Source organism: Pseudomonas citrullilanati, from assembly GCF_030580855.1.
Classification (GTDB): domain Bacteria; phylum Pseudomonadota; class Gammaproteobacteria; order Pseudomonadales; family Pseudomonadaceae; genus Aquipseudomonas; species Aquipseudomonas citrulli.
On record NZ_JAUQOP010000007.1, the window covers coordinates 131,075 to 144,185 of the forward strand.

The following is a 13,111-nucleotide window of genomic DNA, read 5'->3' on the forward strand; positions in this document are numbered from 1 at the left end:
TCAGCAGCGCGCTGCCGGTGGCGCTGCGCCAGACCGGGGAAGGACACCGCCATGAGCCATGCACAACTGAGCGATACGGCCCGCTACCTGCGGCGCCTGGGTTTCGACGCGCCACCGGCGCCGACGCTCGAAGCACTGGGTCGACTTCAAAACCGCCACACCGCCGAATTCCCCTTCGAAACCCTGTCGACGCTGCTGCGCCAGCCGGTGGCCATCGACCTCGAGTCGGTTGAGCGAAAGGTCTTCGAGCAGGGCCGGGGTGGTTATTGCTATGAACTCAACCAACTGTTCCTGGCCCTGCTACAGGCATTGGGCTTCGACGCCCGAGGCATCACCGGACGGGTGGTGATGAATGCCCCCGAAGGGGCCTGGCCGGCGCGGACCCATCGCCTGAGCCTGGTGACGTTCGACGGCGTGCGCTACATCACTGATGTCGGCTTTGGCGGCATGGTCCCCACGGCGCCGCTGCTGCTGGACAGCCGGGACAGCCAATCCACTCCCCATGAGCCGTATCGCATCGATACCCACGAGGACGGCTACCTGTTGCGTGCCAAGGTTGGCGACGAATGGCGCCCGATGTACCTGTTCGACCTGCAACGCCAGGAAGACATCGACTACACCGTCGGCAACTGGTACGTGTGCAGTCACCCGGACTCGCCGTTCATGGGGCGCCTGATGGTGGCCCGCACCGGTGACGGCTTTCGCAAGACGCTGAACGGCAACAGCTACGCCGTGCACCGGATAGGGCAGGAGAGCGAGCGACGGGTGATCGACGATGCCGATGAATTGATGGCGCTGTTGGAGCAGGCATTCGACCTGCGACTGCCGCCCAGGGAGATCCTGCGCCCGGCCGTGCTGGGGCTTCTCTGAAACCGGGAGCGGGGGTTACCCGGTTATCGGGGTGACTTCCTGTTCATGATGCGACTTGCAAGTTGTATACAACTCTATGGACATTTGTTCCGAGTTTTGAATACAGTGTGCGCATAACAAAAAACAGGGAACCCCCGAACCATGAAAACGCCCCATGTTTCACTTCCACGGCCCGAGGATGAAAACCTTGGCGTCGGCGCGAATATGGCCTACGGCCTGCAACATGTGTTGACCATGTACGGTGGCATCGTCGCCGTGCCGTTGATCATCGGCCAGGCGGCCGGGCTGTCACCGGCGGACATCGGTCTGCTGATTGCCGCGTCGTTGTTCGCGGGGGGCCTGGCGACGCTGTTGCAGACCCTCGGCCTGCCATTCTTCGGTTGCCAGTTGCCCCTGGTGCAAGGCGTATCGTTCTCCGGCGTCGCGACCATGGTGGCGATTGTCGGCACCGGCGGGGAGGGCGGCTTCCAGGCCATCCTCGGCGCGGTGGTCGCCGCATCGCTGATCGGTTTGCTGATTACCCCGGTGTTCTCGCGCATCACCCGGTTCTTCCCGCCGCTGGTCACCGGCATCGTGATCACCACCATCGGCCTGACCCTGATGCCAGTGGCCGCGCGCTGGGCAATGGGGGGCAACAGCCACGCCGCCGACTTCGGCAGCATGGCCAACATCGGCCTGGCGGCGGTGACCCTGGTGCTGGTGTTGCTGCTGAGCAAGATGGGCAGTGCAACCATCTCGCGCCTGTCGATTCTGCTGGCGATGGTCATCGGTACCGTCATCGCGGTGTTCCTCGGCATGGCGGATTTTTCATCGGTCAGCCAGGGCCCGATGTTCGGCTTCCCGACGCCGTTTCACTTCGGCATGCCGACCTTTCACATCGCCGCGATCCTGTCGATGTGCATCGTGATCATGGTGACCCTGGTGGAAACCTCCGCCGATATCCTGGCGGTGGGTGAGATCATCGACACCAAGGTCGACTCTCGGCGCCTGGGCAATGGCTTGCGGGCCGACATGCTGTCGAGCATGATCGCGCCGATTTTCGGCTCCTTCACCCAGAGTGCCTTCGCCCAGAACGTCGGGCTGGTGGCGGTGACCGGGATCAAGAGCCGTTTCGTCGTCGCCACCGGCGGGGTGTTCCTGGTGGTGCTTGGCCTGCTGCCGTTCATGGGCCGGGTGATCGCCGCAGTGCCGACCTCGGTGCTCGGCGGTGCCGGCATCGTGCTGTTCGGCACCGTGGCGGCCAGTGGTATCCGCACGCTGTCGAAGGTCGACTACCGCAACAACGTCAACCTGATCATCGTCGCCACCTCAATCGGCTTCGGCATGATCCCCATCGCCGCCCCGAATTTCTACGATCATTTCCCTAGCTGGTTCGCGACCATCTTCCATTCGGGCATCAGCTCCTCGGCCATCATGGCGATCGTGTTGAACCTGGCGTTCAACCACTTCACCACGGGCAACTCCGACCAGCAGTCGGTCTTCGCCGCCGGCACCGAAAGGGTGCTGCGCTACCAGGACCTGGCGGCGCTGCGCGAAGGTGATTACTTCAGCGACGGCAAGCTGCACGACTGTGACGGCAACGAAATCCCCGTGGTGGCCGAGCCCGCCCACTCTTCCATCGAACAGCCGCCAGTGCGGCTGAAAAGCAGCGAGCACGTCTGACGCCAAGCAACACCGACGGTGGAGCGAGGCTGCTCGCGCTGACGGCAGGTCAGTCGACATTCTCTGGCCCACCGCCTTCGCGAGCAGGCTCGCTCCCACGGGGATTTGCGGCGGTACACCAACCCCGGACCGCCCCGGACCTAATGTGGGAGCGAGCCTGCTCGCGAAAGCCGCGGTCCAGTCGACATCTTTTCCTGGCCCTTGATTGGAAAAACCAGCCTGTGACGCTCGATCACAGGCTGGTTTTTATGTGTCATGGCAGTGGATTACCAGCGGCCGTAATGACCACGGGGAGGGCCGTAGTAATAGCCACGTGGTGGCCCGTAATACACCGGCGCTGGGCGATAGTAGATCGGTTGCTCCACATACACCGGTTGCGGCTGGTAGTAGACCGGTGGTGGCTGTTGCACATAGACCGGCTGCGGCTGGACGTAGACCGGTTGTTGCTGCACATACACCGGCCGATCGCGGTTGATGATGGCTGAGCCAACGATGGCCGAACCGACGATTGCGCCAAACACGGCGGGCCCCTCCCAACCACCGTGGCCATGGGCGGAAGCCTGGCCGGTGACCGCGAGTGCCCCCACGAGCAGGGCGATGATGGGAAGTTTACGTTTCATGGCTGTTCCTCGTTCCGGCCCCGTCGCCTGTGGTCTGTAGCAGACCCGATTAGGGTCGCGGGGTTACTTGCTATGACCGCGATTTTCTCAGGATTCGCAACGCCCTTGGGTAAATATTGTGTAAGGTCGGCCGGGGCGGCGATCCCGTCTGTCTGAAAGTGAATGCAAGGAGAACCGCATGCAGATCAGTCCCAACAAAGACACCCAGTTGTGCATGTCCCTGTCGGGGCGGCCCGGAAACTTCGGCCTGCGCTTCCATAATCATCTCTATGAACAACTGGGCCTGAATTTCTACTACAAGGCGTTCACCAGCCAGGACCTGCCGGGCGCGGTGGGTGGGATTCGCGCGCTGGGTATTCGTGGGTGTGGGGTGTCGATGCCGTTCAAGGAAGCCTGCATCGCCCTGGTCGATGAGTTGGATCCTTCCGCCGCGGCGATCCAGTCCATCAACACCATCGTCAACACCAATGGCCATTTGAAAGCCTATAACACCGACTACATCGCCGTTGCGCAGTTGCTGCAGACCCATGCAGTGCCGAAGGATTCGACCTTCGCCCTGCGCGGCAGCGGCGGCATGGCCAAGGCCGTGGCCAGCGCCTTGCGCGACGGTGGCTACCGCAAGGGGCTGATCGTGGCCCGCAATGAAACCGCCGGCAGGGCGCTGGCCGAATCCCTGGGCTATGAATGGCAGGCGGAACTGGGTGACCTGCGGCCGCAGATGCTGGTCAATGTCACGCCGATCGGCATGACCGGTGGCCCGGAAGCCGACCAGTTGGCGTTCGCTCCCGAGGCCATCGCCGCCGCCGAAACCGTGTTCGATGTGGTGGCGATTCCCCCGGAAACGCCGCTGATCGTGCGCGCCCGGGCCGAAGGCAAGCGGGTCATCACCGGCCTGGAAGTGATCGCGATCCAGGCCCTGGAGCAGTTCGTGCTGTACACCGGCGTGCGGCCCAGCCTGGAGCAGTTCGAAAAGGCCGTGGCTTTCGCCCGGTCCTGATCACTCCAGTCGCGCCAGGCGCTCTTCCAGGGCGGCGATCCGCGCCTCGAGTTCTTCGATGCGCTCCAGCGACACGCCGCCGGCAGCCTGACGTTCGCCGGGTTGGTGGCGGGCGGCGAGGATCGCCTCGATGTCCGCCGGGTCGCCCATGGCGTGCACATAGCGGTCTTCGCGCTGGCCGGCCTGGCGCGGCACCAGCAGTGCCAGGCCGCGGGCAATCAGGCGCTCCAGTTGGTGCACCACTTGTTCGGCGTCCTCGAAGTCGTGCATGCGCCCGCTGCGGGTCAGCAGTTCATTGACCGTTTGCGGGCCACGCAGGAACAGCAGGCCCATCAGGATCACCTGGGCCGGAACCAGCTCCAGGGCCTTGTCGATGCGATGCTCCCAACGGTCGGCGCGGCTGCCCATGACCAGTCTGGTAAAGCCGCGTCCTTCCAGCGCCCGCAGGCTCTGGCCGACCTGGCCAGGGTTGAGGTTCATCACCGGTTCGCGGCTGGTCTTCTGGTTGCAGGCCAGGACCAGGGCATTGAGGGTCAGCGGGTAGGTCTCGGGGTTGGTGGCCTGTTTTTCGACCAGCGCACCGAGGATGCGGATTTCCGTGCTATTGAGCCGTGGTTCTTCAGCCTGGTGTTGTTCTTCGATGCTCATCGCGCGTTCCCTATGCTGTGGAAGCCGCCTAGCCTAATCCTTGCGCAATAAAAGACAAGCGATGCAACACGTCGTGGCTATAATCGCATCCGTTTGTTTTGCCCATCCCCGCCACCTGCAAGAGATCGCCATGACCATTTCCCTGTACGCCGCTTCCATCCCGGTTTTCAAGCAGATGCTCAACGCCCTGAGCGACGTCCTGAACAAGGCTGAAGCTCACGCCACCGCGAAGAACATCGCCCCCGAGGCTTTCCTGCAAGCCCGCCTGTACCCGGACATGTTTCCCCTGGTGCGCCAGGTGCAGATCGCGGTGGATTTCGCCAAGGGTGTCTCCGCGCGCCTGGCCGAGATCGAAGTGCCGAAGTATGACGACAGCGAAACCACGTTCGCCGAGCTGCAAGCCCTGATCGCCAAGGTCCTGGCGTTCATCGACGGCATCAGCCCTGCGCAGGTCGACGGCAAGGAAGGCATCGAGATCGTCACGCGCCCGGGCACCCCGAAGGAGAAGCGCTTCAGCGGCCAGAACTACCTGCTGACCTACGGCCTGCCGCAGTTCTTCTTCCACGTCACCACCGCCTACGCCTTGCTGCGCCATAACGGCGTGGAAGTGGGCAAGCGCGACTACATGGGCGCGTTCTAACCCCCTCGGCCATGAAAAAGCCCGGAACGGTGTGAGCCGTTCCGGGCTTTTTTGTGCGGGCCCGTTACCTCGCGGGTGGATGCCTCGGCGTTTCGCGAGCAGGCTCGCGCCCATAGGACACAGCGATCCAATGTGGGAGCGAGCCTGCTCGCGAAAATGGCAGCCACGCTACCGCAAGCCCTACGCCGAGCGGGCGAGCTTCTCTTCCTCGCCCAGGCAGGCGGCCGCCGTGAACAGCACATCCGTGGACGAGTTCAGCGCCGTTTCCGCCGAATCCTGCAGCACGCCGATGATGAACCCCACCGCGACCACTTGCATGGCGATTTCGCTGGGAATGCCGAACAGGCTGCACGCCAGCGGAATCAGCAGCAGCGAGCCGCCCGCCACGCCGGATGCGCCGCAGGCGCAGATGGCCGCGACGACGCTCAACAGTACGGCGGTCGGTACATCCACCGCGATCCCCAGGGTGTGCACGGCCGCCAGGGCCAGCACGGTGATGGTGATGGCGGCGCCGGCCATGTTGATGGTCGCGCCCAACGGAATCGACACCGAATAGGTGTCCTCGTGCAGGCCCAGGCGCTTGCTCAGCTCCAGGTTCACCGGGATGTTCGCCGCCGAACTGCGGGTGAAGAACGCGGTGATGCCGCTCTCGCGCAGGCAGGTGAACACCAGCGGGAACGGATTGCGACGCAGCTTCCAGAACACGATGAGCGGGTTGACCACCAGGGCCACGAACAGCATGCAGCCGATCAGCACGGTCAGCAGGTGCAGGTAGCCGAGCAGGGCGCTGAAGCCGGACGTGGCCAGGGTCGAGGCCACCAGGCCGAAAATCCCCAGTGGGGCGAAGCGAATCACCACCCGCACAATCACCGTGACGCCGTTGGACAGGTCATCGAGCGCCGTGCGCGTGGTTTCGCCGGCATGGCGAATGGCGACGCCCATGCCGATGGCCCAGGCCAGGATGCCGATGAAGTTACCGTCCATCAGTGCCCGGACCGGGTTGTCCACCACGCTGAGCAGCAGGCTCTGCAGCACTTCGGCAATGCCGCCGGGTGCCGTGACGGCAACGTCCTGGGTCGACAGCACCAGGCTGGACGGAAACAGTGTGCTGGCCACCACCGCGACCACAGCCGCGGCGAACGTGCCAAGCAGGTAGAGGAACAGGATCGGCCGGATATGGGTTTCCTGGCCGTGCTTATGGTTGGCGATCGACGCCATGACCAGCACGAACACCAGGATCGGTGCCACGGCCTTGAGCGCGGAGACGAAGACCTTGCCAATGAAGGCGGTGGATTTCGCCAGCTCGGGCGCCAGCCATGCCAGGACAATACCGGCGACCAGGCCGATGATGATTTGCGTCACCAGGCTGGTGCGCGTGAGACGTTGGAAAAAGGACGGGGACGAAGCAGTCATAGCGGCATCTCTGATTTTATTGTGTGCGACGGTCGATGCATCAGGGCAACAAGCGGGCAGGCCACATGAGCGGACCGGGAGAACGACGGCGTTTGCAGGCCGCGGACTTTATCACAGCCCGCTGAAAAATCTGACGGACCTGTGACGATCCGTCACTGCGTGGCCCAACTGCGTTTTGCTCCCGGGCGCATTCTGTTAGGCTGTGTCCTTCTCACTTTCCTTATCCGCCAGCGAGCCCTCGGGCTGACGCTGGTGTCGTCGTTTCGCTGGAGTTTTGCATGTTGTTACCGATTTTCCTGTTGTCGGCCGCCGGGTTCACCGTGCTGACCACGGAGTTCGTCATCGTTGGCCTGTTGCCTTCCATCGCCCGAGACCTGCAGGTGAGCATTCCCCAGGCCGGGCTGCTGGTGACGTTGTTCGCGTTTACCGTGGCGGCGTTCGGACCGTTCCTGACGGCCTGGTTCGCTCGCGTCGAGCGGCGCAAACTGTTCATCAGCGTGCTGGTGATGTTCGGCCTGGCCAATCTGCTGGCGACGTTCGCCCCCAACATCTGGGTAATGGCCATCGCCCGGTTGCTGCCTGCCCTGGGCCTGCCGGTGTTCTGGGCGCTGGCCAGCGAAACGGCGGTGGACATCGTCGGGCCGGAACACGCCGGACGCGCCATCGCCCGGATCGGCTTCGGTATCGTCTGCGCCACGGTGTTCGGCATTCCGGTGGGCACGTTGGTGGCCGATGCGTTCGGCTGGCGCAGTGCCTTCGCGATCCTGGCGGTGATTGCCTTCGCCAAGGCGTTGCTGCTGTTCATCTACTTGCCCAGAACCAACCTGCACCAGCAGCAGGTGAGCTTCCGCTCGCAATTCAAGATCCTGCGCAGCCCCTTGATGCAGGGCCACGTGCTGTTGTCGATCCTGGTCTTCAGCGGCATGTTCACCGCCTACACGTACCTGGCGGACATCCTCGAACGCCTGGCCGGTTTCGACGGCACCCTGGTGGGCTGGTGCCTGATGGGCTTCGGCGCGGTGGGGCTGGTGGGCAACTCCCTGGGCGGTCGCGCGGTGGACCGGCATCCGTTGATCGCGTCGATGGTGTTTTGCCTGTTCATGATTGGCGGCATGGTGGCGCTGGTGCCGAGCATTCATTCGACCCTCGGGCTGGCGGCGGCCATGGGCATCTGGGGCGTGACCCAGGCGGCGCTGTTCCTGGTCAGCCATGTCCGGTTGATGAAGGCGGCCCCGCAAGCGCCGGCGTTCGCCGCTTCGTTGAACATCGCCGGTGCCAACCTGGGAATTGGCCTGGGAGCGATGATCGGCGGACGCGTCATCGATACCCTCGGCCTGGGCAAGGTGGGGTTTGCCGCGGCCGGGTTCATCCTGGTCTCGATTCTGCTGGCGATGGCGCTGATGACCTTCAAGCCCCGCCCAGCGTGTTCCACTAGGCGCTGAACAGCTCGCGGCGCGCGCCCTCGGCAATCGCGACGATGCCCGGGTGGCTGACTTTGCGTTCCACCGAAATGGCGTAGAAGGATTCGCTGACTGCGTCGGTCTGGCCAATCACCTCCACGCCGTATTGGCGCTTCACCTCTTCGGCGATCACGCTCGGGCCAATGAAGATCCCGCTGCCTGATTGGCCGAAGGCCTGCATCAATGCGCTGTCATCGAACTCACCAACGATCCGCGGCTGGATCTGCTGTTCGGCGAACCAGCGTTGCAGGCGGCTGCGCACCACGGTTTCCGGGCCGGGAATCAGCAGCGGGGCGTCATGCAGGCCATGGGGAAAATCCTGTCCATAGCGTTCGGTCAGCGCGGCGGTAGCGAAGAAACTGATGCCGCATTCGCCCAACTTCTGGCTGTAGCCCTTGATGTCCAGGTGGGTCGGCATCGGGCTGTCGGAGATCACCAGGTCCAGGCGCTGGATCGCCAGGTCCGCCAGCAATCGCTCCAGCTTGTCCTCGCGACAGGTGATGCGCAGCGCTTCCTCCAGCTCCATGGTCGGTGCCAGCAGCCGATAGACGATGGACTTGGGCACCACGTCGGCCACCCCGACCCGAAACAGGGTCTGTTGCTCGTTGGGCTGGGCCCGCAGCATCAACTCCAGCTCCCCGCCAATCTGGAACATGTGTTCGGCGTAGGGCAGCGTCTGGCGGCCGGCCTCGGTCAGTTCCAATTGGCGCCCGACGCGACGAAACAACTTGAGGTTGTAGGTCTGTTCGAACAGGGCGATCTGGCCGCTGATGGTTTGCGGAGTCAGGTTCAGCTGTTCGCAGGCGCGCACGATGCTGCCGGTTTTGGCCACGACCCAGAAATAATGCAGTTGCCGGTAATTGAGCATGGCCTCACACAGTTCGTAAAAAACGAAGTATAACCGCTAAAAATACGAATTTTCCTGAAGTATTCCCGTCTTTAGAATGCCTTGCCATTGGAGGGCCACCTTTCGTGCGCTTTGTCATTTCTGAAGAGGCATTCATTCATGCGCTATAAAACCCTGGGACTCGCTGCAATGTTGGTCACCGTTTCAATGACGCTGGTGGGGTGCGAGCAAGCCGAAAAAAGCGCCCAGCAGTTGATGGGCCAGGCCGCGGAAACGGCCAAGCAGGCCATCGATGACACCTACAAGGCCGCCGAGCAGGCCCTCAGCGAAGCCAGTGGTGGGTTGATCAACCCTGGCAAGAAGCCAGCGGACGACACCGAAGCTTCGGAAACCTCGACCAAGACCCTTTAAGCCCCTACCCGCCAGGACTGACCCATGGATTATCTTCTACAGCTCGCCGCCAGCCCCACCGCGTGGATCGCCCTGGCAACCTTGGTCGTGATGGAAATCGTGCTCGGCATCGATAACCTGATCTTCATTTCGATCCTGACCAACAAGTTGCCCCAGCAGCATCGTGCCAAGGCGCGGCGGATCGGTATCGGCATGGCGCTGATCCTGCGCCTGGGCTTGCTGAGCACCATCGCCTTCATTGTGCAACTGACCGAACCGGTCATCGAGATCCTTGGCCAGGCGTTCTCCTGGAAAGACATGATCCTGATCGCCGGCGGGCTGTTCCTGCTGTGGAAAGCCACCACCGAAATCCACCACAGCATGGACCCGGCGCCCCATGACCCGAAGACCGCCACCTCCGGCGTGACCCTGGGTTTCGCCGCCGCGATCGGTCAGATCCTGATGTTGGACCTGGTGTTTTCCATCGACAGCATCATCACCGCCGTGGGCATGACCGAGCACCTGCCGATCATGATCATCGCCGTCGTGGTCTCGGTGCTGGTGATGTTGCTGGCGGCTGAACCGCTCGCCAAGTTCATCAACGACAACCCGACGGTGGTCATGCTGGCCCTGGGCTTCCTGATCATGATCGGCATGACGCTGATTGCCGAAGGCTTCGGCGCCCACGTGCCCAAGGGCTACATCTATGCCGCGATGGCGTTCTCGGCCGCGATCGAGGTGTTGAACATGCTCTCCCGACGCGCCAAGCAGAAGGCGCTGGCTGACAACGCCTGATTCCAGGCACACGCAAGCCGCCCGGGCTCAGGTCCGGGCGGTTTTTTTCAGGTTGGCAAAAGTGGACGTCAATGTGCCGCAGCGTGGCGCCGGGCGGGTCCTGCGGGTTTTTTCGCTTGGGCGGACGGCGCGGGATGATGGCGTCGAGCGATTCGCAGCACACCCCACAGCATGGCCGTGGCTACGCTCAGCCAACCAAATATAAGCATCAGAATTGTCGTCGTCAGGCTCATCTGTGCCTCCTTGTATCCCATTCCGGGACAACGCACTCAGTTCAATGGACAGTCTAGTCGATGCAGTGTTTCAGGCAGTCGATCGGTGGCGACGGAAGCGGACCGGTTGGTTCTATCCAGCCCCTGGAACTGCTGTTTAACGCTATACCCAGGCCTATGGGCGCTTTATGATCGACAGCCCAAGCCCGGTCCGAATGCCGGGTGCCTGAACAAGAGAGTCCTCATGTTGCCGGTCATTCCCTCTTTTCGATCACTGGTCCTGGCGGCGGTCCTGGCGACCCTGGCCGGTTGCGCGAGCGATGTGTCGCCACGGATCCAGCGCTTGCCCGAGCGGGTGGAACTCAACAGCGTGCCGTTCTACCGAGGCGAGATGTACCAGGGGGCGCCACAATCACTGGCGGCCTTGTTGACGTTCCAAGGCACGGTGATCACACCGGGATTGCTGGAGAAGCCCTTGCACCTGCCTGGCGGCGAAGCCGATTTGCAGCGCAGCATGCCCACCCTGGCGCGGGAGTACGGATTGGTGGTGTATCCACTGGGTGCACAGTTGCCCGCGTTGCTGGAGCAGGTCGCCGCGGGCTATCCGGTCCTGGTGCGCTACAACGGCGGGACGCCGTTCTGGCCCGAGCCACGGTACGCAATCCTGGCCGGCTACAACCGCCAGAAGCAGACCGTCCTGTTGCGCTCGGGCATGAATCGTCGCGAATCGATGAGCTTCAACGCCTTCGAATCCGATTATCAAGGTGCAGGCAGTTGGGCAGTGTTGATGCAACGGCCGACGCAGCTCCCGGCCAACGTCGACCCACAGCGTTGGTTGAAGGCCGCGCAGGAATTGGCCGGGGCAGGGCAGGAGCAAGCCGCCGCAAGAGCCACCCAGGCGCTGAATGCCGCGAAGTGATGGTTGCCCCGTTCGTCACTTGGCGGGCACGACCCGACGCGCCTGAGGCTCTTACCGTCAGGGCCGGGGTTTTCCCGGCCATGATTCGAGGAGGCAACCATGGCACAGACGAAAACACCTACCGGGCCACATTCGTCAGATCACTCGTCTGGTGATGATTTGGGCTTCGACCCGGATTCGCCGGATCTTGATGATCCGCAGGTCGATCCGGTCGGGCCGGCCAAGGCGCCGCTGGACAAGGAAAAGCAGGAGAAGAAGGAGTCCCGGGCCTATGACCCGCTGGGCGACTTGAAACCCTGAGATCGATCACCGGGACGAGGGGCCTGGTCCCTTGGAGGGCGAGGCGCTCAGGATCGAGCGCCACTGCGCAGCCTGCGGGAGCGAGCGCCCCCCCCCCTTTCGTCCAAGTGATTACTTGGACGCTTCCACCACCCCGGTCTGGCGGCTCTTGAGGTTCTTGGCGGCCTTGTACTGAAGCGCTACCGCCGGCACGCTCGCGCTTTTGCCGGTTTCCACCCAGCTGCGAATCCGACTGGCATCGGCGAAGTGCGTGTACTTGCCGAACGCGTCGAGGATCACCAGCGCCATCGGCCGGTTACCCATCTTCGTCACCAGCACCAGGCAGTGGCCGGCTTCGTTGGTGAAGCCCGTCTTGGTCAACTGAATGTCCCAATTGGCCTTGTGGACCAGGTGGTCGGTGTTGCGGAAACCCAGGCTATACACGGGTTTGCGGAACGTAACGGTCTTTTCCTTGGTGGTGCTCAGTTCACTCAGCAACGGGTATTTGCGCGCGGCGATCAGCAACTTGGTCAGGTCACGCGCCGTGGAAACGTTGTGGATCGACAGGCCGGTAGGCTCGACGTAATGGGTGCTGGTCATGCCCAGCGCCTTGGCCTTGGCGTTCATGGCGGCGATGAATGCCGCATAGCCGCCCGGGTAATGATGGGCAAGGCTGGCGGCGGCGCGGTTTTCCGATGACATCAGGGCGATCAGCAGGACGTCCCGGCGCGACAGTTCGCTGTTGAGCTTGACCCGGGAAAACACCCCTTTCATTTCCGGGGTGTTGGCGATGGTGATGGAGATGTACTCGTCGAGGTTCTGCTTGGCATCCAGCACGATCAGGCCGGTCATCAACTTGGTCACCGACGCGATGGGAACCACCACGTCCGGATTGTTCGAATAGACCACCTTGTCCGTCTGCAAATCCAGCAGCAGCGCGCTGCCCGAGGCGACTTGCAGCTTGGTGGTGTCCCGTGGGGCGGCGATCGTTTCCTGCGCGCTGGCATTGTGCGTGATGAAGGTGCCTGTGAAAGCGAAGAACAGGCTGAGGATCGAAAGACGGATTTTCACGCGAGTAGACTCGATGGAGTTGAAGGTGCCGTATTGCAACGGCCTTGAAAAACCGTCGCATTTTAGGAGTATGGGCGACAACAGCGCTACACGCCCGCGCTGCCGGAGAGGTGAATGAATAAAATTTAATTCGGGGGGATTGTGAGGGATCGAACTTGAAAAAAACGTGATGCCAGGCCTCGATGCAACCCCTGAAACGCCTGTGGGGGGGGGGGGGGGGGGGGGGGGGGGGGGGGGGGGGGCGGGGGGCGGGGGGGGGGGGGGGGGGGGGGGGGCGGGGGGGGGGGG

General features: G+C 63.0%; 14 protein-coding genes. 9 read left to right on the forward strand and 5 right to left on the reverse strand.

Annotation, left to right across the window (positions count from 1 at the left end; translation table 11 throughout):
- Positions 1-51 precede the first annotated feature (51 nt).
- The gene (locus Q6A48_RS08050; protein ID WP_304553334.1) at positions 52-870 is read left to right on the forward strand and encodes an arylamine N-acetyltransferase family protein; all 819 of its coding nucleotides are present in this window, start codon (positions 52-54) and stop codon (positions 868-870) included.
- A 141-nt stretch (positions 871-1,011) separates the two neighbouring features.
- Positions 1,012-2,532 (forward strand): nucleobase:cation symporter-2 family protein, encoded by a 1,521-nt coding sequence (locus Q6A48_RS08055; protein ID WP_304553335.1) that lies wholly within the window; start codon positions 1,012-1,014, stop codon positions 2,530-2,532.
- 266 nt (positions 2,533-2,798) lie between these two features.
- Here Q6A48_RS08055 and Q6A48_RS08060 read toward each other — a convergent pair whose 3' ends face one another.
- Positions 2,799-3,152 carry a hypothetical protein gene (locus tag Q6A48_RS08060; protein WP_304553336.1) on the reverse strand — a complete coding sequence of 118 codons (354 nt, stop codon included), beginning with the start codon at positions 3,150-3,152 and terminating at the stop codon, positions 2,799-2,801.
- A 178-nt stretch (positions 3,153-3,330) separates the two neighbouring features.
- Here Q6A48_RS08060 and Q6A48_RS08065 point away from each other — a divergent pair, with 178 nt between their 5' ends.
- Positions 3,331-4,149 (forward strand): shikimate 5-dehydrogenase, encoded by an 819-nt coding sequence (locus Q6A48_RS08065; RefSeq protein WP_304553337.1) that lies wholly within the window; start codon positions 3,331-3,333, stop codon positions 4,147-4,149.
- On the opposite strand, the gene Q6A48_RS08070 is transcribed toward Q6A48_RS08065, so the two are convergent.
- Positions 4,150-4,797, reverse strand: coding sequence for a YceH family protein (locus Q6A48_RS08070; protein WP_304553338.1), 648 nt, complete (start codon positions 4,795-4,797; stop codon positions 4,150-4,152). It lies immediately after the preceding gene.
- 130 nt (positions 4,798-4,927) lie between these two features.
- On the opposite strand from Q6A48_RS08070, the gene Q6A48_RS08075 reads away from it, so the two are divergent.
- Positions 4,928-5,437: a DUF1993 domain-containing protein gene (locus tag Q6A48_RS08075; RefSeq protein ID WP_304553339.1), complete on the forward strand. Its 510-nt coding sequence runs from the start codon at positions 4,928-4,930 to the stop codon at positions 5,435-5,437.
- A 180-nt stretch (positions 5,438-5,617) separates the two neighbouring features.
- Here the strand turns inward: Q6A48_RS08075 and sstT are convergent, their stop codons facing one another.
- Positions 5,618-6,850 carry a serine/threonine transporter SstT gene (gene sstT / locus Q6A48_RS08080; protein ID WP_304553340.1) on the reverse strand — a complete coding sequence of 411 codons (1,233 nt, stop codon included), beginning with the start codon at positions 6,848-6,850 and terminating at the stop codon, positions 5,618-5,620.
- Positions 6,851-7,128: 278 nt separating this feature from the next.
- Here sstT and Q6A48_RS08085 point away from each other — a divergent pair, with 278 nt between their 5' ends.
- On the forward strand, positions 7,129-8,292 hold the full coding sequence (locus tag Q6A48_RS08085; protein ID WP_304553341.1) for an MFS transporter: 1,164 nt from the start codon (positions 7,129-7,131) through the stop codon (positions 8,290-8,292).
- Here Q6A48_RS08085 and nhaR read toward each other — a convergent pair.
- Positions 8,282-9,178 carry a transcriptional activator NhaR gene (gene nhaR, locus Q6A48_RS08090; RefSeq protein WP_304553342.1) on the reverse strand — a complete coding sequence of 299 codons (897 nt, stop codon included), beginning with the start codon at positions 9,176-9,178 and terminating at the stop codon, positions 8,282-8,284. The two genes, Q6A48_RS08085 and nhaR, sit on opposite strands and share 11 nt — an antisense overlap.
- 138 nt (positions 9,179-9,316) lie before the next feature.
- Between nhaR and Q6A48_RS08095 the strand changes: the two genes are divergently transcribed.
- The 4 genes from Q6A48_RS08095 to Q6A48_RS08110 all read left to right on the forward strand — a co-directional run bounded on the left by Q6A48_RS08095 (position 9,317) and on the right by Q6A48_RS08110 (position 11,773).
- The gene (locus Q6A48_RS08095; protein WP_304553343.1) at positions 9,317-9,568 is read left to right on the forward strand and encodes a hypothetical protein; all 252 of its coding nucleotides are present in this window, start codon (positions 9,317-9,319) and stop codon (positions 9,566-9,568) included.
- A gap of 24 nt (positions 9,569-9,592) precedes the next feature.
- Positions 9,593-10,342, forward strand: coding sequence for a TerC family protein (locus Q6A48_RS08100; protein WP_304553344.1), 750 nt, complete (start codon positions 9,593-9,595; stop codon positions 10,340-10,342).
- 456 nt (positions 10,343-10,798) lie between these two features.
- Positions 10,799-11,473 carry a PA2778 family cysteine peptidase gene (locus Q6A48_RS08105; protein ID WP_304553345.1) on the forward strand — a complete coding sequence of 225 codons (675 nt, stop codon included), beginning with the start codon at positions 10,799-10,801 and terminating at the stop codon, positions 11,471-11,473.
- A gap of 99 nt (positions 11,474-11,572) precedes the next feature.
- Positions 11,573-11,773, forward strand: coding sequence for a DUF6021 family protein (locus tag Q6A48_RS08110; RefSeq protein WP_304553346.1), 201 nt, complete (start codon positions 11,573-11,575; stop codon positions 11,771-11,773).
- A 111-nt stretch (positions 11,774-11,884) separates the two neighbouring features.
- On the opposite strand, the gene pbpG is transcribed toward Q6A48_RS08110, so the two are convergent.
- Positions 11,885-12,823 carry a D-alanyl-D-alanine endopeptidase gene (gene pbpG / locus Q6A48_RS08115; RefSeq protein WP_304553347.1) on the reverse strand — a complete coding sequence of 313 codons (939 nt, stop codon included), beginning with the start codon at positions 12,821-12,823 and terminating at the stop codon, positions 11,885-11,887.
- Between the last annotated feature and the right edge of the window lie 288 nt (positions 12,824-13,111).